The 19,836-nt window shown below is 70.6% G+C and carries 15 protein-coding genes; 6 read left to right on the plus strand and 9 right to left on the minus strand.

Annotated elements, in window-relative coordinates:
* Positions 1-12: 12 nt before the first annotated feature.
* Genes OG580_RS10900 through OG580_RS10910 form a run of 3 tightly spaced genes read left to right on the plus strand, consistent with a single transcriptional unit; the run spans position 13 to position 5,728 of the window.
* On the plus strand, positions 13-3,156 hold the full coding sequence (locus tag OG580_RS10900) for a beta-ketoacyl synthase N-terminal-like domain-containing protein (RefSeq protein ID WP_267043455.1): 3,144 nt from the start codon (positions 13-15) through the stop codon (positions 3,154-3,156).
* Between the two features lie 49 nt (positions 3,157-3,205).
* The gene (locus OG580_RS10905; protein WP_267043456.1) at positions 3,206-4,003 is read left to right on the plus strand and encodes an arylamine N-acetyltransferase; all 798 of its coding nucleotides are present in this window, start codon (positions 3,206-3,208) and stop codon (positions 4,001-4,003) included.
* A 30-nt stretch (positions 4,004-4,033) separates the two neighbouring features.
* Positions 4,034-5,728 carry a bifunctional 3-(3-hydroxy-phenyl)propionate/3-hydroxycinnamic acid hydroxylase gene (locus OG580_RS10910; protein ID WP_267043457.1) on the plus strand — a complete coding sequence of 565 codons (1,695 nt, stop codon included), beginning with the start codon at positions 4,034-4,036 and terminating at the stop codon, positions 5,726-5,728.
* 47 nt (positions 5,729-5,775) lie between these two features.
* On the opposite strand, the gene OG580_RS10915 is transcribed toward OG580_RS10910, so the two are convergent.
* Entirely contained in the window at positions 5,776-6,222 is a 447-nt protein-coding gene (locus OG580_RS10915) for a helix-turn-helix domain-containing protein (protein WP_267043458.1), read from the minus strand.
* A 143-nt stretch (positions 6,223-6,365) separates the two neighbouring features.
* On the opposite strand from OG580_RS10915, the gene OG580_RS10920 reads away from it, so the two are divergent.
* Both OG580_RS10920 and OG580_RS10925 read left to right on the plus strand, forming a co-directional pair.
* On the plus strand, positions 6,366-7,835 hold the full coding sequence (locus OG580_RS10920) for an MFS transporter (RefSeq protein WP_267043459.1): 1,470 nt from the start codon (positions 6,366-6,368) through the stop codon (positions 7,833-7,835).
* Positions 7,836-8,069: 234 nt separating this feature from the next.
* Complete coding sequence (locus tag OG580_RS10925; protein WP_267043460.1) at positions 8,070-9,170, plus strand: Gfo/Idh/MocA family protein; 1,101 nt, start codon at positions 8,070-8,072, stop codon at positions 9,168-9,170.
* A 110-nt stretch (positions 9,171-9,280) separates the two neighbouring features.
* Here the strand turns inward: OG580_RS10925 and OG580_RS10930 are convergent, their stop codons facing one another.
* The 4 genes from OG580_RS10930 to OG580_RS10945 all read right to left on the minus strand — a co-directional run bounded on the left by OG580_RS10930 (position 9,281) and on the right by OG580_RS10945 (position 13,252).
* Positions 9,281-10,075, minus strand: a complete 795-nt coding sequence (locus OG580_RS10930; RefSeq protein WP_267043461.1) for a DUF2306 domain-containing protein — start codon at positions 10,073-10,075, stop codon at positions 9,281-9,283.
* Between the two features lie 139 nt (positions 10,076-10,214).
* Entirely contained in the window at positions 10,215-10,436 is a 222-nt protein-coding gene (locus tag OG580_RS10935) for a ferredoxin (protein ID WP_267043462.1), read from the minus strand.
* 4 nt (positions 10,437-10,440) lie between these two features.
* Positions 10,441-11,706 (minus strand): cytochrome P450, encoded by a 1,266-nt coding sequence (locus tag OG580_RS10940; protein WP_267043463.1) that lies wholly within the window; start codon positions 11,704-11,706, stop codon positions 10,441-10,443.
* Positions 11,707-11,743: 37 nt separating this feature from the next.
* The gene (locus OG580_RS10945; RefSeq protein ID WP_267043464.1) at positions 11,744-13,252 is read right to left on the minus strand and encodes an FAD-binding oxidoreductase; all 1,509 of its coding nucleotides are present in this window, start codon (positions 13,250-13,252) and stop codon (positions 11,744-11,746) included.
* Between the two features lie 239 nt (positions 13,253-13,491).
* Here OG580_RS10945 and OG580_RS10950 point away from each other — a divergent pair, with 239 nt between their 5' ends.
* Positions 13,492-14,730 carry an acyltransferase gene (locus OG580_RS10950; protein WP_267043465.1) on the plus strand — a complete coding sequence of 413 codons (1,239 nt, stop codon included), beginning with the start codon at positions 13,492-13,494 and terminating at the stop codon, positions 14,728-14,730.
* Between the two features lie 136 nt (positions 14,731-14,866).
* Here the strand turns inward: OG580_RS10950 and OG580_RS10955 are convergent, their stop codons facing one another.
* From OG580_RS10955 to OG580_RS10970, 4 genes are all read right to left on the minus strand, one after another.
* Positions 14,867-16,258, minus strand: a complete 1,392-nt coding sequence (locus OG580_RS10955) for a class II 3-deoxy-7-phosphoheptulonate synthase (protein ID WP_267043466.1) — start codon at positions 16,256-16,258, stop codon at positions 14,867-14,869.
* Positions 16,259-16,327: 69 nt separating this feature from the next.
* Complete coding sequence (locus OG580_RS10960; RefSeq protein ID WP_267043467.1) at positions 16,328-17,140, minus strand: shikimate dehydrogenase; 813 nt, start codon at positions 17,138-17,140, stop codon at positions 16,328-16,330.
* Entirely contained in the window at positions 17,137-18,501 is a 1,365-nt protein-coding gene (locus tag OG580_RS10965) for an MFS transporter (RefSeq protein ID WP_267043468.1), read from the minus strand. The genes OG580_RS10960 and OG580_RS10965 overlap by 4 nt, the downstream gene beginning before the upstream one ends.
* 2 nt (positions 18,502-18,503) lie before the next feature.
* The gene (locus OG580_RS10970; RefSeq protein ID WP_267043469.1) at positions 18,504-19,622 is read right to left on the minus strand and encodes a SagB/ThcOx family dehydrogenase; all 1,119 of its coding nucleotides are present in this window, start codon (positions 19,620-19,622) and stop codon (positions 18,504-18,506) included.
* Positions 19,623-19,836: the final 214 nt, after the last annotated feature.

Raw genomic sequence — 19,836 nt, forward strand, 5'->3', positions numbered from 1 at the left:
GTGGAGGAAACGATGGGAACGACGCCCAGCGACAAGCTCGTCGAGGCGCTGCGCGCCTCACTCATGGAGAACGAGCGGCTGAAGCTCGAGAACCAGCGCATATCGGATGCCGCCCGCGAGCCGATCGCCCTGGTGGGCATGGCGTGCCGGCTGCCCGGCGGGGTGTCCACGCCGGAGGAGTTGTGGCGCCTGGTCGACGAGGGCGCGGACGCCGTGTCCGGCTTCCCCGAGACCCGCGGCTGGGACCTGGAGCGGCTCTTCGACCCGGACCCGGAGCGGTCGGGCACCTCGTACGTGAGTGAGGGCGGCTTCCTGCACGAGGCGGGCGAGTTCGACGCGGGGTTCTTCGGGATCTCGCCGCGCGAGGCGCTCGCGATGGACCCGCAGCAGCGGCTGCTCCTGGAGACCTCCTGGGAGGCCTTCGAGCGGGCCGGCATCGACCCGAGCGCGCTGCACGGCAGCAAGGTCGGCGTGTATTCGGGCGTGATGTACCACGACTACGCGCCGGGTCTCGAGTTCTCGCCGAAGGGCCTCGAGGGCTTCCTCGGCACCGGGAACTCCGGCAGCGTGGCCTCGGGCCGGGTCTCGTACACCCTCGGTCTCGAAGGCCCCGCGATCACCGTGGACACGGCGTGCTCGTCCTCGCTGGTGGCCCTGCACCTCGCGGTGCAGGCGCTGCGCAACGGCGAGATCGACATGGCCCTCGCGGGCGGCGCGGCGGTCATGGGTACCCCGGGCGTCTTCGTCGAGTTCTCGCGTCAGCGCGGTCTGGCCACCGACGGCCGCTGCAAGGCCTTCGCGGAGGCCGCCGACGGCACGGGCTGGGCGGAAGGCGTGGGCGTGCTCCTGGTGGAGCGGCTCTCCGACGCCGAGCGTCTCGGGCACACCGTGCTCGCGGTCGTCCGGGGCTCGGCGGTCAACCAGGACGGCGCCTCGAACGGTCTCACCGCTCCCAACGGCCCGTCGCAGCAGCGTGTCATCCGTGCCGCGCTGAAGAACGCCGGGCTCACGCCGGCCGATGTCGACACGGTGGAGGCGCACGGTACGGGCACCACGCTCGGTGACCCGATCGAGGCGCAGGCGCTGCTCGCCACGTACGGCAAGGGCCGTGAGGCCGACCGTCCGCTGTGGCTGGGCTCGCTGAAGTCGAACATCGGGCACGCCCAGTCGGCGGCCGGTGTCGCGGGCATCATCAAGATGGTCGAGGCGATCCGCCACGGCGTCCTGCCCAAGACCCTGCACGTCGACGAGCCGTCGACGAAGGTCGACTGGTCGGCGGGTGCGGTGGAGCTGCTCACCGAGGCCCGCCCGTGGCCCGAGGCCGATCGTCCGCGCCGCGCCGCCGTCTCCTCCTTCGGCGTCAGCGGCACCAACGCCCACGTCATCATCGAGCAGGCCCCGAACGCCGCGGCGCAGGAGACGGTGGAGCCCGGCTCCGAGGCCGGTACGCCCGGTGTCGTGCCGTGGCTGCTCTCCGCCAAGACCCCCAACGCCCTGCGCGCCCAGGCCGAGCGTCTGCTGACCGGTGCCGAGCAGCTCGACTCCGTCGCGGTCGGCCACGCGCTGGCCTTCGAGCGGGCGCGGCTCGACCGGCGTGCGGTGGTCGTCGGTGCCGACCGCGAGGAGCTCACGAGCGGCCTGAAGGCGCTCGCCGAGGGCGAGTCGTCCACCCATGTCGTGACGGGTACGGCGGACGTGGACGGCAAGACCGCGTTCGTCTTCCCCGGCCAGGGCGCCCAGTGGGCCGGCATGGGAGCCCAGCTCCTCGACTCCTCCCCCGTCTTCGCCGAAGCCATGGAGGACTGCGCCAAGGCCCTGGCCGCCTACGTCGACTGGAACCTCCTCGACGTCATCCGGCAGACCGAAGACGCCGCCGACTTCCACCGCGTCGACGTCGTCCAGCCCGCCTCCTTCGCCGTCATGGTCTCCCTCGCCCGCCTCTGGCAACACCACGGCCTGACCCCCGACGCCGTCATCGGCCACTCCCAAGGCGAGATAGCCGCAGCCCACATCTCCGGCGCCCTCACCCTCGACGACGCCGCCCGCATCGTCACCCTCCGCAGCCAGGCCATCGCCGCCCACCTCGCCGGACACGGCGGCATGATGTCCATCCCCCTGCCCCTCACCGACGTCCAGACCCACATCACCGCCTACGACGGCCGCATCGAAATAGCCGCCGTCAACGGCCCCACCTCCACCGTCGTCGCCGGCGACGCCGACGCCCTCGACCAACTCCACACCACCTACGAGACCGACGGCATCCGCGCCCGCAAGATCCCCGTCGACTACGCCTCCCACACCAGCCACGTCGAACGCATCGAAGACGAACTCGCACGCGTCCTGGACGGGTTGGCTCCCCACCCCCCGACCATCCCCCTGTTCTCCACGCTGCGCGCCGACTGGCTCGACACCACCCCCCTCGATGGCCGCTACTGGTACAGCAACCTGCGTCACCAGGTGCGGTTCGGCGAGTCCGTCGAGAAGCTCGTGGACGCCGGATTCCGTACGTTCGTCGAGATCAGCGCCCACCCGGTGCTCAACATGCCGGTGCGCGAGATCGCCGAGGGACGCGCGGGCGCCCCCACCGTGGTGGGCGGGTCGCTGCGCCGCAACGACGGCGACCTCCAGCGCTTCCTCACCTCGGCCGCCGAACTGCACGTCCGTGGCGTCGCGCTCGACTGGGCGCCGGCGCTCGGCGAGACCCGTCCCCCGCGGGTCGAGCTGCCCACCTACCCGTTCCAGCGCCGCCAGTACTGGCTCGCGCAGGTCCAGCCCACCGGCGCGGGCGCCGCCGGGCTGTCGGCCGCAGACTTCACCGACCCTGAGGAGGAGAACGACATGACGTCGTCCGAGGAATCGTTCGCCGAGCGGCTGGCCGGCCTGACCGGCGAGGAGCGCTCCGAGGCCCTGCTCGACCTGGTGCGGACCGAGACGGCCGCCGTCCTCGGCCACGCGGACGCGGACGAGGTCGACGACGACGAGGCGTTCTTCGACGTGGGCTTCAACTCGCTGACCGCCGTCGAGCTGCGCAACCGGCTCGCCGAGGAGCTCGCCGTCGAGCTGCCCGTGATGCTGCTGTTCGACCACCCGACGCCGTCGATGGTCGCCGAGTTCCTCCTCGGCAAGGTCGCCGAACCCGCCGCGGCCCAGGCCTGACACCCCACCGCTCCCGACGCACGCCCTCCTGAAAGGTACGGACACCAGCATGTTCGACATCGACCACTACCTCGGGAAACTCGGCCACACCGGCCCGCACCCGGCGCCCACCCTGGAGACCCTGCGGGTCCTCCACAAGGCGCACCTGATGACCGTCCCGTTCGACAACTTCCTCAACGCGGAGCGCGGTACGGCGATCTGGGACGGCGTCGACATCGACGTCGACCTGGTCTTCAAGGAGGTCATCGTCGGCGGGCGCGGCGGCGTCTGCTACGAACTCAACGGACTGTTCCGGGCGTTGCTCGGCCGCCTCGGCTTCGAGGTGGTGGTCTTCTCGGCCGGCGTGCGCGGCCCGGACGGCTCCTTCGGCCCCGAGCTCGAGCACCTCTTCAACGGTGTCCGCGTCGACGGCGAGTGGTACCTCGCCGACGTCGGCTACTCCGGCCCGTCGCTGATCGAGCCCGTACGGGTCTCGCCGGAGGCGCAGGAGCAGTACGGCAGCGAGTTCCGTGTCGTGGAGTCCTCGGCCGCCGACCCCGACGGCGAGGGCTTCCACTACCTGGAGCGCAAGCCGCGCGACGGCGAGTGGGCGACCATCCACCGCTTCCGGCTCACGGCCCGGGAGTTCTCCGAGTGGCTGGACGCGGAGAACCCGGTCCTCGACGAGTACGCCCGGATGCTGGCCGCGAACGTCACGTACATCCGTGGGCGGGCCCTGGAGAACGGTCAGCTCACGCTGACCGGCCGGCGGCTGCTGACCGTGGAGGACGGGCGGGAGACGGTGCGGGTCCTGGTCAAGCAGCCCGACCTCGACGCCGTGATCAAGAACATCCTGCTGCAGGACTGACCGGCCCGACCTGGGCGAGAGGAGAGCACGATGTCTGCGTCGGCTACGAGCGACGCGTGGTGGCCCGATGACGAGGCCGATCTGCTGGTCGTCGGATACGGCCCGGTGGGGCAGGTCCTCGCGAACCTGATGGCCCTGCGGGGCCGCCGGGTGATCGTCGTGGAGCGGCACGCCCGGCCGTACACGATGCCGCGCGCGGTCGCCTTCGACGGCGAGGCGGCCCGCATCCTGGCCGCGGCCGGGGTGGCCGACCACCTGGCCTCGGTCGGCGAGCCGTCCGGTGACTACATGTGGCGCAACGGCGCCGGCCAGGACCTGCTGTACATCGGCGCCGCCGAGGAGCACGGCCGCAACGGCTGGCCCGAGTCGACGTCCATGTACCAGCCGGGCCTGGAGTCCGCGCTGATCGCGCGTGGCGAGGAGCTCCCGCAGCTGACCGTGTTGCGCGGGTACGAGGCCGTCGACCTGACCGAGACCGGCGACGGCGTGGAACTGGCCGTCGAGAGCCGGGACGGGGAGCGGCGACTCCTGCGCGGCCGCTGGATCGTGGGCTGCGACGGCGCCAACAGCTTCGTGCGCCGCCGCATCGGTTCGCCGGCCGTCGATCTGGGCTTCCACCACGAGTGGCTGATCTGCGACATGGTCCTGCACGACCGGCGCGAGTTCGTCCCGAACAACCTCCAGATCTGCGACCCGGCCCGGCCGCGCACCCAGGTGTCGGCGGGGCCCGGGCACCGGCGGTGGGAGTTCATGCTCCTGCCCGGTGAGCGCAAGGAGGAGATGGACACCGCCGAGACGGCGTGGCGGCTCCTCGAGCTCTGCGGGATCACCCCCGAGGACGGGGTCATGGAACGGCACGCGGTGTACGCCTTCCAGGCGAGCACCGTCAAGGAGTGGCGCTCCGGACGGCTGCTGATCGCCGGGGACGCCGCGCACCTGATGCCGCCGTTCGCGGGGCAGGGCATGAGCTCGGGGTTCCGGGACGTCGCCAACCTGGTGTGGAAGCTGGACCTGGTGCTGTCCGGGTTCGCCGGGGAGTCGCTGCTCGACACGTACGTCGAGGAACGGCGCGCCCATGTGCAGCACGCGATCGGCATGTCCGTGAACCTCGGCAAGGTCATCTGTCAGACCGACGCCAAGGCGGCCGCCGACCGCGACGAGGTGATGATCGCGACCCGCGAGCGCAACCTGGCCCGTCCCCAGCAGTCGCCGTTCCAGCCGCTCACCAAGGGGCTGTTGAACCGCGACGAGAAGGGCCGGCGACGGCCCGGCTCCGGTGACCAGGTGCCGCAGCCGAGGGTGTCGGCGGACGGCGGCGCGGTGGGTCTGTTCGACGAGGTCGTGGGCCAGGGCTTCGCGTTCGTCTCCCGGGACGATCCGGCGGAGCTCCTGGACGCCGGGCAGCGGGAGTTCCTCGCGCGGCTCGGGGCGCGGCTGGTGTGGTTGCGTGACGCCGACGGGACGGAGACCGCGGGCCGCCGCGATGCCGCCGCCGGTGACGTACGCGGTCGCGTGGACGTTCTGGACGTCGTCGACGTCGAGGGCACGTTCACGGCGTACCTGGACGGGATCGGCGGTGCCGCGGGCATCGGCGGGACCCGGGCGCGGACCGTGCTGGTCCGTCCCGACACCTATGTGTACGGGGCGGCCGCCGACCGGGCCTCCGCCGGGCTGCTCGTGGACGGCCTGCGCGAGCGGCTGACGGCATCGGCTCCGGTGGCGTGAGGACGGTGACGCGGGCGCCCGTCCTCCCCCGTACGGTGCGCCCGTCGTCAGCCGGCCATGGCCGGGGTCTTCCCGGCCCCGGCGGCGGCCAGGACCTCGTCGTAGTCGACGCGGGCCCGGTCGATCGCCTCGACGTGCCGCTCGGCCCAGCCGGTGAGGCCGACCAGCGAGTCGTACAACTCCCGTGCCATCGGCGTCGCCGTGTACTCGACCTTCGGCGGCACGGTCGGGTAGACGGTGCGGGTCAGCAGGCCGTCGCGCTCCAGGTTGCGCAGGGTCAGCGTCAGCATGCGGCGGCTGATGCCCTTGACCTGACGCTCCAGTTCGGTGAAACGGGCCGGGCCCTGGGTGGTGACCAGCAGGATGCCGATACTCCACTTCCCGCTGACCCTGCCGAGGACTTCGAGCACCGAGCAAGCGGCCTGCGCGGCAGGAGTTTCGCACTCCTTCAGAGCGCTGACCTCGGTGGTCACATCGATGTTCCCCTGAGACATAAAAGTGCCTCCTTCCACTCCGGACCATGGTCCCAGACCATGGTCTCTGTAACAAGACGTGCACTTAGGCAGCCGCCCTGAGTCCGCCGCACTTGTCAGCCCACGTGCAGCAACTCCCCCGAGACTTCAGAAAGAAGAGAGCCGTGACTTCAGAGACGAAAACCAGCTCGCGCGGGCTGGCGCTCGCCATCCTCTGCGCGATGCAGTTGATGATCGTCCTGGACGGGACGATCGTGACGGTCGCCCTGCCCACCATCCAGAGCGAACTCGGTTTCTCCCAGGGCGGGCTGTCCTGGGTGGTCAACTCCTACCTCATCGCCTTCGCCGGTCTGCTCCTCCTCTCCGGCCGCCTGGGCGACCTGCTCGGCACCAAGAAGGTCTTCCTCTCCGGCCTGGTGACCTTCACCCTCGCCTCCCTGCTGTGCGGCATCGCCACCAACCAGGAGATGCTGATCGGCGGCCGCTTCCTCCAGGGCGTGGGTGCCGCGCTGGCCTCCGCCGTGGTGCTCGGCATGATCATCGGGCTCTACCAGGAGCCGGGCGAGCAGGTCAAGGCCATGGGCATCTACGGCTTCGTCTCCGCGGGCGGCGCCTCGCTCGGCCTCATCGCCGGCGGTGTCATCACCGAGACCCTGGGCTGGCACTGGGTCTTCCTCATCAACCTGCCGATCGGCGCGGTCGCGCTGGTCTCCGGTCTGAAGCTGCTGAGCGGCCGTCCGGGCCTCGGTCTGAAGGCCGGTGCCGACGCGATCGGCGCGGTCCTGGTCACCGCGGGTCTCTCGCTGGGCGTCTTCACCATCTCGCAGGTCTCGGACGACACGTTCACCGCCGGTGAGCTCTCCCTGTACGGCGCGCTCTCGGTCCTGTTCCTCGTCGGCTTCCTCATCCGCCAGGCCAAGGCCGCGCGTCCGCTGCTCGCCCTGCGCATCTTCCGCAACCGCGAGATCTCCGGCGCCAACCTCACGGTGGTGCTGCTCTTCGCGGCCGGCTTCGGCTTCCAGTTCCTCAACGCCCTCTACCTCCAGCGGATCCTCGGCTTCGACTCGATGCAGACCGGCCTCGCGTTCCTGCCGGCGCCGATCGTCATCGGCACCATGTCGCTCTTCTTCACCTCGAAGCTGACCGCCAAGTTCGGCACCCGCCGTGTGCTCCTCTCCGGCCTGTTCTTCCTCGCCATCGGTCTGCTGCTGCTCAGCCGGGCGCCCGTCGACGGCAACTACGCCACGGACGTCCTGCCGACGCTGATCATCCAGGGCTTCGGCATGGGTCTCACCGTCCCGGCGGTCATCATGCGGGCCATGTCGGGCGCCGCTCCCTCCGACGCCGGTCTCGCCTCCGGTCTGAACACCACCGCCCAGCAGGCGGGCGCCGCGGTCGGCCTGGCGGTCCTCGCCACCGTGGCCACCACCTACAGCAACAACCTGATCGCCGAGGGCACCCAGCAGGTGCAGGCGCTGCGGGACGGCTACAGCCTCGGCTTCCAGCTCTCCGCCGGCTTCGTCCTCGCCGCCTGGCTCGTGACCTTCTTCGTCCTGCGGGACAAGCCGGCCGCCGACCAGGCCGTGAAGTCCGACGCGGCGGCCGCCCCCGCCGAGCCCGTCGTCATCCACTGACGTCGACGCGACCGGATGCTCTACGGACCGGAGCGTGGCCGGTGTTCCTCACCGGCCGCGCTCCGGTCCGTTCGGCGCTGGTTCAACCGGCTCGGCAGGCTTGGCCGATTCGACCGGCTCGACTGGTTCGGCCGACTCCCGGCTGATTCGGCGAACGGCTTTCGGTCAACAGATCACTGAGATCGACTTTCCTTCACTTGCAGATACAGACAACACAGATCAAGGGGTTTCACCGTGGCGGACAGGATCCGAGTAGGAGTGGTCGGGGCGCACGCCGAACGCGGCTGGGGACGCGCCATCCATCTGCCCGCCCTCGCGGCCTCGCAGGACGACTACGAGATCACCGCGGTCGCCGGTACGAGCCAGGCCTCGGCCGACGCGGCGGCCGGCGTGTGGGGAGCCCGGCACGCCTTCGGCGACGCCCGGGCGCTGATGGAGCACCCCGAGGTCGACCTGGTCACCGTCGCCGTCCAACTCCCGCAGCGGGACGGCCTGGTGGACGCGGCGATCGCGGCCGGCAAGCACGTGTACAGCGAGTGGCCGCTGGCGCTGGACGCGGAGACCGCCGAGCGGTTCCGGACGAGCGCGGAGGCGGCCGGCGTCCGGCACGCGGTGGGGCTGCAGTCCCGGCACCACCCGATGGTGCGGTACCTGCGCGACCTGCTCGCGGAGGGCGTGGTCGGCGAGGTGCTGTCCACCTCGCTCACCTACTCGATCTCGTCGCCGGAGGTCTGGTCGCAGCGGTACGCGGCGCTGTTCGACCACACCAAGGGCGTCAACCACGTGGCGGTCGTCGGCGGCCACTCCCTCGACATGTACGGGTCGATCGTGGGCGGATTCGCCGAGCTGTCCGCGAGCCTGACGACCCGGATCCGCACGATCACCCTGCAGGAGACGGGCGAGCCTCTCGCGGTGACCTCGCCGGACCAGATCGTGGTGGCGGGTCTGCTGGAGTCGGGCGCCGCGTCGACCGTCCACTTCATGACGGGCGGTCCGCGGGGCGACGGCTTCCGCATCGAGGTACACGGGCGGGCCGGCCGGTTCGTGCTGCGCTCCACCGACGACTCGCTGGTGGGCCCGGAGTTCGTGCTCACGCTCGCGGAGGCGAACGGCGGTCCCGTCGAGACGCTCGCGCTGCCGTCGCGCTACCTTCCGGCGCTGAACGGGGCGCCGTCGCCGGTGGCCAACGTGCACCGGGTGTACGCGGACCTGGCCCGGGCGATCCGTACCGGCGAGTCCTTCGACCCCGACTTCGGCACGGCGGTCCGTACGCACCGTCTGCTGGACGCGATCAAGCGGTCCGCCGCGACGGGTGAGCGGCAGCGGCTGGGCTGAACTCCCCGGCCGTAGTGGTGGTTCCGGATACGACGGAGGCCGCCTCCAGACTCTGGAGGCGGCCTCCGTCCGTACGTCCGTGCGTCCGTCCGTACCGCGAGGGCGGGGGATCAGGACGACTTCGCCAGCGCGGCCTTGCGTCGGGCCTCGCGGGCCTTGTAGCGGGCGGTGGCGCCCCGCTCGATCAGCCACCACTCGGCGATGAGGAGAGGAATGATCCAGCCCGGCCAGGACGCGAGTCCGGCACGGGCCTGACCCCAGGCGATCAGGGTCGGGATGTCCGTGGTGATCGGCGGCGGCAGGACCGTGTGGTCGTAGACGACGCCGAGGATACGGCTGACGATGATGGACAGCGTCAGCGCGAAGCTGCGGACCATCCAGCGCTTGTGCTCGTCGAGGCGGCGCTGCAGGGCCATCCGGAAGCCCATGATCGCGGTGCCGGCCCACAGGGTCGACGAGGTGATGGTCGCCAGCTGCATCGAGAGACCGGACGGGCTGACCAGCGCGACGGCGATGCTGCAGACCGCGGCGGGCAGGACGCCGGCCATGACGTACAGGCGTCCGCTGACCCGGTGGACCAGCGGGTGGCGGTCACGAAGCACCGGCCACACCTGCAGGCAGCAGGTGATCAGGGCGATCGTGCCGAAGACGACGTGGGCCGCGAGCACCGGGTAGTGCCAGGCGTGGCCGGGGTGCGGCGGGATCTTGGAGTCCGCCGGGTCGAAGGTGAGGTAGGGCGGCACCGCGTAGAAGATGAATATCGCGGCCACGGTCGCGAGCGGGCCGACCCAGGGGCGCCGCCACCAGGGTACGGACGGGCGGGTGTCGGCAGGCCGCCGCCCGGTGCCGGAGGCTCTTTCCGGCTCGCCGGAAGCTCTCTCCGGCTCGGTCGTCGTGATCGTCACGACCGTTCTCCTGTCTTCATGGTCAGGGCGTGGGGAGCGGGGACCCGGGCCGTTCCGCATCCGAGCCGTGCCCGCCGGCGAGTGCGGCGGGAGCGACAGCGGTACGGAACGGCCCGGGGCGAGACGCGTGGGGCGCGACTCAGTCGAGCGCGACGAGGGACTCGCCGGTGGCCTCGACGGTGATGTTGATGGCCCGGTAGGGGCAGTAGTCGGCGGCGTCGAGCACGTCCTCGTCCGGCTCGATGCGGGACTCGACCGGGACGGCCTTGCCGCCCTCGAGCCGGAACCGGTCGGGCAGGTTGCCGTTGCAGAGACCGGCACCCATGCAGGCGTGCGGGTCGACCTCGATGTGCCAGGTCACCGGGTCACCACCGGACGGGCAGGCCGGCGACGCCGCGGACGACGTTGTCGGTCTTCCACGGGACGTCCTCGGCGGGCACGGCGAGTTCGAGCTCGGGCAGCCGGCGCAGCAGGGTGCCGAGGGCGACCTGGAGCTCCAGGCGGGCCAGCGGGGCGCCCAGGCAGTGGTGGATGCCGTGGCCGAACGCGATGTGCGGGTTGTGCTCGCGGGTGAGGTCGAGCTCCTCGGGGTTCGCGAAGACCCGCGGGTCACGGTTGCCGACCGCCGGGAAGATCATGACGGCCTCGCCGGCCTTCACCTGCTGGCCGCCGAGTTCGAGGTCCTCGGTGGCGATGCGGGTGTTCTCCGAGTAGGGGCTGAGCGGGGTGACGCGCAGCAGCTCCTCGATGGCCGTGTTGAGCAGCTCCGGGCTGTCGACCAGGCGCTGCCACTCCTCGCGGCGGGTGAGCAGGATGTACAGGTGGTTGGCGAGCTGGTTCGCCGTGGTGTGGTGGCCGGTCGCGAGGAGGGCGATCGACATGGTGATCAGCTCCTCCTCGCTCAGCTTGTCCTGCTCGTCGCGGGCGGCGACGAGCGCGGACAGCAGGTCGTCACCGGGCTCGGCGCGACGCTTGGCTATGAGGTCGGCCATGTACTCGGGGAGCTTCTCGAAGCGCGCCTCGTTCATCTCCTCGACGGTGTGCTCGTCGCCGAGGGTCAGCCAGGTGTCGATCCAGGCGCGGAACTTGTAGTGGTCCTCGAGCGGGACGTCGAGCATCTCGCAGATGACGGTGATCGGCAGCATCCAGGCGTACTGGGAGGCCAGGTCACCGGTGTTCCCCCCGGCCAGCATCTTGTCGAGCAGCTCGTCGGCGATCTCCTGGGCGCGCGGGCGGATCTGCTCCACCCGGCGGACGGTGAACGCCTTGGCGACGAGCTTGCGCAGCCGGCCGTGCTCCGGGTCGTCCATGCTGATGATGTTCAGCTCTTCGAACGTCTTGCGGACCCGGGGGACGTCCTTGCCGACGGTCGCCTCACGGCTGAACCGGGGGTCGGCGAGGACCGTCTTGACGTCGGCGTGGCGTGTGGCGAGCCACGCCTCGCCGCCGTAGATCATGTCGACGCGGGTGAGCGCCGCTTCCTCGCGCACCTCCGCGTACTTCGGGTGCAGGTCGGTGGCGACCGGCTCCCCGAAGGGGTAGGAGGGGACCAGGCCGTGCATGGGGCAGCCCGGAGGGGGCGTGGCGGCCGCCTGGATCTCCCCGCCGGTCTCGTTGTCGGTGACCGTCATCGCAAGTGCCTCTCTAGGGTGGTGTGGTGAGGTGGTGTCAGTTGCCGATGGCGCGCGGGTGGTTGAAGAACCGGTTCGGGTCGTAGGTGTTCTTGACCTGGACCAGGCGGGAGTAGTTGGAGCCGTAGTAGCCCTCCTGCCAGTTCGGCAGGTAGGTGTCGGGGAAGTTGATGTACGAGTGGCCCGTGGAGAGCGGGTCGACGGTGTTGAAGCCGTTGGTGGCCCACGCGACGGCGGCGGCGGAGTCCGCAGCGGCCGGCGCGGCGTTGTAGAGCGCGACACCGAAGCCGACGTGGAAGAGCGCGTCGCGGTGGATGAACGCGGTGTCGCCCACGGCGCGGTCGCCCACGGCGCCGCCGAGGCCCATGAAGCTGAGGTAGCGGGTCTGACCGGCGGTCGGCATGGCCTGGAAGGCGGCCAGGGCGGCCTTGGTGCCGGTGGTGCCGAGCGGCTTGCTGATCATGCGGGCACGCATCCGCTGCCACTGGGTGCGCGGCGGGTGCTGGGCACCGTCGGCGAGGCCGTACACGTGCTGCATGCCGTCGGCGAACGCCAGGTCGAGGACCTTGCTGGTGGCCGGGGTGGCGCCGACACGGCTGTTGAGGTCGGCGAGACCGGCGTCGGCCTGGGCCTTGGTGCCGTAGTACGCACCCTGCTGGAGGATGATCGGCGGCTGGCCCGAGCCGGCGTCCGGCTGGATCACGATGACCTGGGCGTTGCTGTTGCGCGGGGTGGTGACGTACCACTTCTGCCAGGCGTCGAGGAAGGCCTCGGCGTTGTCCCAGCTCCAGATCTGCTCGTAGAAGACCATGCGGGGTGCCGAGACGGGACGGACCTCGAAGTCGACGACGACACCGAAGTTGCCGCCGCCGGAGCCGCGGATCGCCCAGAACAGGTCCGAGTTGCAGCTCTGGGAGGCGCGCACCACGCGGCCGTCGGCGAGGACGAGCTTCGCGGAGACGAGGCTGTCCGAGCCGATGCCGAACGCGCGGCTCTGGTAGCCGATGCCACCGCCGGAGAGGAAGCCGCCGACGCACACGTCGGGGCAGGTGCCGGTGACGAACTGCTGGTTGTACGGCTTGAGGGCGGTGACGGCCTCGATGCTCTGGACACCCGGGCCCAGGTGCACGGTCGGCTGGCCGCCGCCGGTGATGTGCTTGATGCGGCTCACGTCGAGGAGGACGCCGTTGCCGGTCGACCAGCCCGCGAAGTTGTGGCCGCCACTGCGGGTGCGCAGCGAGAGGCCGCTCTCCTGGGCGAAGCGGATCACGTTGCTGACGTCGGTGGCGTTCTCGGCGTAGACGACACCGGCGGGGTTGATGGCGTCGAACTCGCCGATGGCCAGCTGCTTGGACGCCTCGTAAGCGGTGTCGCCGGGGAGCACGATGTCACCCTGGATGCGGGTGCTGAGCGTGGCCCAGTCCGCCGTCGTGGCGACACCCGCGCTCCCGCCACCGGCTGCGTAGGCGGAGTTGCCGGTCCCGGCGACGGCGGCCGTCGCGGCGAGGGCACCGCCGGCACGGAGCAGGTTCCTGCGGTCGAGCATGAGTCCTCCGAAGAAAGTACGTACTGTCACATGCGATAGGGCAGTAATGCAGGTAAACCGTATTCAGCTCCCCCGGGGCGAGTATTCCCCTACCCGTCCCCTCAATTGCGGGGAGTCGAAGTACAGGGGGGCGCTACGGGTGTGCACGGGGGCGCGCCCTTACCTAATGTCGTCGTGCCGCCACACACCATCACACCGTCCCGAAATGGAGACACGACGTGTCCGCAACCATGCCAACTGTGGATTCCGAGCCGGCCATACGAAGAAAGCGCAGTTCGCTTCCGTCGCTGACGGGCGTCCGATTCTTCGCCGCACTCCTGGTGTTCTTCATCCACGCCCTGCAGCCGATCGGCCCCGTCGACCACACGGGACCGGTCAACCCCTTCGGGGACAAGGACATCGCGGACGGCCTGTACAAGTTCTTCGGGCCGGCCGGCTTCCTCGGCGTCTCCTTCTTCTTCCTGCTCAGCGGCTTCGTCATCACCTGGTCGGTCAAGCCGGGCGAGAAGCTCACGTCGTACTGGCGGCGCCGGATCGTCAAGATCTTCCCGAACCACCTGGTGACGTGGGTCCTGGCGCTGACGCTGTTCGCCTACGCCTACACGTCGAAGACCACGGGATTCCTCAGCCTCATCCTGGTGAACTCCTGGGTCAACAAGCTCGATGTGCAGATGAGTGTGAACGCCCCGTCCTGGTCGCTCTGCGTGGAATTGCTGTTCTACCTGTGCTTCCCGCTGCTTCTTCTTCTGGTGCGGAAGATTCCGGTGAACAGGCTTTACCTGTGGGCCGGTGCGATGGTGGTGGCCATGGTCGGCGTGGGCCTGGTGACGGTGAACTACATCACCAATTCCCCGAGCAACCCGATGATTCCGCTCTCGCCCTCGCAGATGTGGTTCAACTACACCTTCCCGCCCACCCGTATGTTCGAGTTCGTCCTCGGCATGCTGGTGGCCCGGATCGTGCTCGCCGGCAAGTGGCCGAAGATCGGCGCCGTCCCCGTGATCGCCCTGGCGGCCATCGGATACGTCGCGGCCATCTACGTCCCCGCCCCGTACAACTTCGTCGCCACCACGGCGATCCCGTTCAGCGTCGTGATCGCCTCCCTGGCGACGGCCGACGAGCGTGGCGCCAAGACCCGCCTCAACGGCAAGGTCATGGTGTGGCTGGGCAACGTCTCCTTCGGCTTCTACCTGGCCCAGGGCATCGTGATCTTCTGGGGCCGTCAGGCGCTGCTCGGCAACGACCAGTTCAGCACCCCGGTGGCGATCCTCGTCATGATCGGGATGTTCCTGGCCACGCTGCTCGCGGGCTGGCTGCTCTACACCTTCGTCGAGATGCCGGCGATGCGCCTCTGGAGCCGGTCCAAGAAGGACCGGGCGGCCGCGGCGATCCGGATCGACGAGGCCGACGACCTGGGCACCCTGCCCGAGCAGCGCACGGGTGACCGTGCCGACGCGAAGCCGGTCGTCCGCCCCTGAGGTTCCCCGAACGCCTCCTGGCCCGGTAATCCCCCGTCCGGGACCGGGAGGCCCCCCGTCCGGTGGGCACGGCTGAGGCCGTGCCCACCGGGCTTTCCTCGTTGTCGACGGGGGGACCCGCCGGGCGCCGGGCATCTCAGCCCCGCATCAGCTCGGCGACCAGGAAGGCGAGTTCGACCGACTGCTCCGGGTTGAGACGCGGGTCGCAGTTGGTCTCGTAACGCGCCACCAGGGACGCGTCGTCGAGCTGGCGGGCGCCGCCGAGGCACTCGGTCACGTCGTCACCGGTGAGCTCGATGTGCAGCCCGCCGGGGTGGGTGCCGAGGTCACGGTGGACCTGGAAGAAGCCCTTGACCTCGTCGAGGATGTCGTCGAAGTGGCGGGACTTGTAACCGCTGGGCGTCTCACGGGTGTTGCCGTGCATCGGGTCGCACTGCCAGATGACCTTGTGGCCGGTGGCGGTGACCTTCTCGACGATCGCCGGCAGCACCTCGCGGACGCGCCCGCTGCCCATGCGGCTGATCAGCGTGAGCCGGCCCGGGACTCCGTCCGGGTCCAGCTTCTCGACGTACTCGACGACCTGCTCGGGCGTGGTGCCCGGGCCGATCTTCACGCCGATGGGGTTGGCGAGCAGCGAGGCGAGGGCCACGTGGGCGCCGTCGAGCTGCCGGGTGCGCTCGCCGATCCACAGGAAGTGGCCGGAGAGCCCGTACAGCTTCTCCTGCCCGTCCGTACCGGTGCCGGTCCTGAGCAGGCCGCGCTCGTAGTCGAGCAGCAGCGCCTCGTGGCTGGCGTAGATCTCGGTGGTGTGCAGGGAGCTGTGGTCCGCCTTGCAGGCGGACATGAAGCGCAGGCCGCTGTCGATCTCGGAGGCGAGCGCACGGTAGCGCTCGCCGGCCGGCGAGTCGCGGACGAAGTCGAGGTTCCAGCCCTGGACGCGGTTGAGGTCGGCCATGCCGGAGTCGACGACGGCACGCACGTGGTTGAGGCTGGCGCTGGAGTGGGCGTACGCCTGGACCATGCGCTGCGGGTCGGCGACCCGGGCGGCCGGCGACGGCGTGACCGCGTTGATGATGTCGCCCCGGTAGACGGGCAGACCGAGTTCGTCGGTCTCCTTGGAGCGGGGCTTGGCGTACTGCCCGGCGATCCGGCCGACCTTGACCACGGGCAGGCTCGCGCCGTAGGTCAGCACGACGGCCATCTGCAGCAGGGTGCGCAGGTTGGCGCCGACGTGGGCCTCGGTGTTGCCGTCGAAGGTCTCGGCGCAGTCGCCGCCGTGCAGCAGGAAGGCCTGGCCGTTGGCGACCTCGGCCAGGCGCCGGTGCAGCCGGTCGACCTCACCGGGCAGGACGAGCGAGGGCAGACGCTCCAGGCCGGCGCGGGCCGCGGCGACGCTGTCGGGGTCCGGGTAGGTGGGCTGCTGGGCCGCCGGCCGGGCGAGGGCTTCGGCGACCCGTGCCTCCAGCTGCGGCGGCAGCTGCCGGGCCGGAGCGCCGGGACGGGCGGCGGTCTCTATGAGTGCTGGCATGGAAGGGAGACTAGGGAGAGGTCGCCGAGCGGCGGCCATCCCCCGGTAATCGTCCCCCCACTGTCCCCCCTACGCGCGGTCGAGCCGGAAGAACTCCCTGTACAAGGCCAGTTGTTCGGCCAGCATCGGCGCCCCGTAATGCACGGGAAGACCGCGCTCCTCGGCGGCCTTCAGGAGCGCGGTGCGGCGCGGCTTCATGACGATGTCGGCGACCACGGTGCCCGCGCGGAGCCCGGCCGGGTCGAAGGGCAGCGGGTCGTCGGGGCGCAGCCCCATCGGGGTGGCGTTGACCGCGATGTCGGCGGCGACCGGTGCCGTGGTTCCGGTGACGCGCCCCGGCCACCGGGCGCCGAGCCGGTCCACCAGGGTCCGGACGCGCTCCGTGTCCCGGTCCCAGACGGTGAGTTCGGCTCCGGCGGCGAGCAGGGCCACGGCGATGGAGCAGCCCGCGCCGCCCGCGCCCGCGAGGCAGACGTGCCGGCCCGCGGGGTCGTGCCCGGCGGCGCGCAGACCGCGGACGAAGCCCTCGCCGTCGAAGTTGGCGGCCTCCCAGCGGCCGCCGTCGATCCGGCGGAGCGCGTTGGTGGAGCCGCTCAGTTCGGCGGCCGGGGCGATCTCGTCGGCGAAGGAGAGGAGGGCCGCCTTGTGCGGGACGGTGACGAGCAGCCCGTCCAGGTTCTCGATGCGCTGCAGCCCCCGGACGACGTCGGCGAGTCGTTCGGGGGTCGCGTGCACCGGTACGAGGACGGCGTCGGTGCCGAGCCGGGCGAACAGCGGGTTGAGCATGGTGGGCGCCTGGACCTGCGCCACCGGGTCACCGAGGACGGCGAACAGCCGGGTGGTACCGGTGATCTCGGGCCGGTTGGCGTCGGTGGTGTTCACGAGGCCTGCGTCTCCTTGATGTCGTCCGCGGTGTCGTCCGCCGCCGTCGCCTCGGCGTACGGCCCGGTCCACACCAGTCGTACGAGCACGGCGAGTACGGCCACTCCGCCGAGGGCGGCGAGCCCCGCGTACGAGATGAGCGAGACCACGAGGCCCGCGCCGAGCGCGCCGATCGAGGAGGCCGCCTGGATGATGAGGTCGCAGGCGCCCTGGGCGGGGACCCGCTCGGCGACCGGCAGCGAGGCGCTGAGGGCCGCGGATCCGGCGATGAAGCCGGCCGCCCAGCCGACGCCGAGCAGCAGGAGTCCGGCGCCCATGCCGAAGGCCGAGCCGGCGGGCGAGGCGAACAGCACCCCGGCGGCGACGAACTGCAGGGCCAGGCCGCTGACGAACAGCCGGTAGGCCCCGTACTTGTCGACGAGGATGCCGACCAGCGGGCTGGGCAGGTACATCCCGGCGACGTGGAAGCTGATGGCCACGCCGATGAGGCCGACCGTCACCCCGCCGTGGTGCATGTGCAGGGACGCCATGTTCATCAGGGTGATCATCACGGCGTGCACGGTGGTGGAGACGACCATGGCGCGACGGGCCGGACGGTGCCGCATCAGAATGCGCATACCGACCCGTACCCCGGCCCCGGCCTTGCCCTTCCCCTTGGTCTTGGCCGGTGGGGCCGGTACCGCTTCGCCCCTCGCGGCGGCCAGCTCCCGGGCCAGGACCAGCGGGTCCGGCCGGAGCAGTCCGTACACCAGGAACGCGGTGCCGGTGAGACCGGCCGCGATCACCAGGAAGGGGCTGGTGAACTCGGGGAAGGTGCCGGGCACGAGACGGTCGGTGATGCCGACGAGCGAGGGCCCGAGGACACCGCCGGCGGTGGACGCCCAGGTGACCATGCCGACCGCGCGGCCGTGCCGGTCGTCGGCGGCCAGGTCGGTGGCGGCGAAACGGATCTGGAACCCGGCGGCGATGGCCCCGCCGGTGCCGAACGCGCCGATCACGACCAGGACGAAGGAGTGCAGCAGCGAGCCCGCCACCACGGTGGCCGCGCCGAGCGCGCCCACCAGCTGCCCGACGGCGAGGCCGTACCGTCTGCCGTGCCGGGCGGACAGTGCCGAGAGCGGCACCGCGCAGGCGACCGATCCGCAGAAGATCGCCGCCTGGGTGATCCCGGCCCGGGTCTCCGAGCCGGTGATGCGCTCGGCGAGGAGCGCCACCACAGGTCCACTCATGGCGATCACCATGGAGTAGAGGATCTGGGTGGCGAGCAGCACCCGCAGGACCCGGCGCTGCACGCGGAGGGGCGTGTCGGGCGGGGCGGCGCCGGGCACCGGCTCGGAGACGTCGGGCACGGAGATCGTCATCGTCAGCTCCGGGGGGCCGCAATCGGGAAGCTGGGCTTGCCGTCCCTGCGCACGGCCGGGACGCCGGCACCGAAGACGTACACGGCCGTCTCCGAAATACCGTCGATGCCGAGGGCTTCCTCCAGCTCGGAGTCGCGGAAGGCATCGGTCTGGAACGGGCCGAGTCCGACGGCGGTCGCGCAGAGCGCGAACGTCTGGGCGAGGTGGCCGGCATTGAGCAGAATGGTCCGCAGAATGCGCGAGTTCCGGTACTTGTACATCGCGCGGTAGATGTCGATGGTCAGCAGGATGACGAATCCCGACGAGGTGACCATGTTCTGCTCGAATCCCACGCGGTCGAGGTCGACGTCATTGTCGAGCAACTCGAGGCTGTGGTCCTCGGGACAGTACCGGTAGAGACCGGAGGGCACCGACTCGACATTGCGCACGGCCACATAGGCCTCGCTCTCGTGCCGCGATCCGCCGCACGGGCTGGTGCGCATCATCAACTGCCCGAAGTTCGGGACGTCGATGAAGTACATGGGACCGAACGCGTAATGCAGAACGGTCGAGAATTCCCGCAGGCCGACCGGCTCGTCGGAGAACTCACGGGTCGTACGACGCGACACGAGAACGTCCGAGAACGAGCGGTCCAGCGGCACGAAGCTGCGGGGCAGACGGAACTTGGGGCCGCCGGCACGGCGTCCGAACACGGACGGGGGCGGGCCCTCCTCAAGGAGCTCCGAGACCAGCTCGTCGCGGCCGGTGTCGGCGCCGTTCTCCTCGGTGACGTAGGAGACGTCCTTGGTGGCGAAGTGGAAGTAGCGGGCCGCCTCGCCCCAGTGGCGCCAGGCGTCGGTCAGCTTGTCCTCACGCTCGACCTCGTCACGGCCGTGCAGCAGGCCCAGCTCGGCGAGGTCCTTGATGGCCACGCGCACCGAGTCGGCGTCGTAGCCGTCGAGCTTCCCGAGGACGGCCTCGGGGTCGGTCCAGTCGTCGAAGTGACCGAGGATGTCGAGCGCGGTGCCGTCGACCTCCACACCGGTACGTCCCTCGTCGCCCGGCTCCGCGAGGTAGTCCTCGACGGTGAGGGCACCCTCGTGCCAGCGGGCCGTCAGGGTGCGGGAGCGGCGCAGCTCCATAGGAATTCTCCCGTTTCTATGCAGTGTCGGTGGAGAGGTGTGAGGCTGTGCGGATACCGAACCCGTGGGCCCGGAGGGATAACCCCCCGGGCCCACGAACGGATCAAGAGGCCTTGCACGCGAGCATCTTGTTGCGGCTGACCGAAACGCGCTTGACCTTGATAGCGGCCTTCTTCATGGTGTTCACCTCCCTTCCGTATCCGAACCGAAGGGT

This window comes from Streptomyces sp. NBC_00094 (assembly GCF_026343125.1).
Lineage (GTDB): Bacteria > Actinomycetota > Actinomycetes > Streptomycetales > Streptomycetaceae > Streptomyces.

Coding starts and splice junctions, on each gene's coding strand:
- OG580_RS10970 (WP_267043469.1), bottom strand. CDS start 19,622: ATGGAGCTGCGCCGCTCCCGCACCCTGACGGCCCGCTGGCACGAGGGT.
- OG580_RS10940 (WP_267043463.1), bottom strand. CDS start 11,706: ATGACGGTCACCGACAACGAGACCGGCGGGGAGATCCAGGCGGCCGCC.
- OG580_RS10915 (WP_267043458.1), bottom strand. CDS start 6,222: ATGTCTCAGGGGAACATCGATGTGACCACCGAGGTCAGCGCTCTGAAG.
- OG580_RS10900 (WP_267043455.1), top strand. CDS start 13: ATGGGAACGACGCCCAGCGACAAGCTCGTCGAGGCGCTGCGCGCCTCA.
- OG580_RS10910 (WP_267043457.1), top strand. CDS start 4,034: ATGTCTGCGTCGGCTACGAGCGACGCGTGGTGGCCCGATGACGAGGCC.
- OG580_RS10945 (WP_267043464.1), bottom strand. CDS start 13,252: ATGCTCGACCGCAGGAACCTGCTCCGTGCCGGCGGTGCCCTCGCCGCG.
- OG580_RS10965 (WP_267043468.1), bottom strand. CDS start 18,501: ATGACGATCTCCGTGCCCGACGTCTCCGAGCCGGTGCCCGGCGCCGCC.
- OG580_RS10955 (WP_267043466.1), bottom strand. CDS start 16,258: ATGCCAGCACTCATAGAGACCGCCGCCCGTCCCGGCGCTCCGGCCCGG.
- OG580_RS10905 (WP_267043456.1), top strand. CDS start 3,206: ATGTTCGACATCGACCACTACCTCGGGAAACTCGGCCACACCGGCCCG.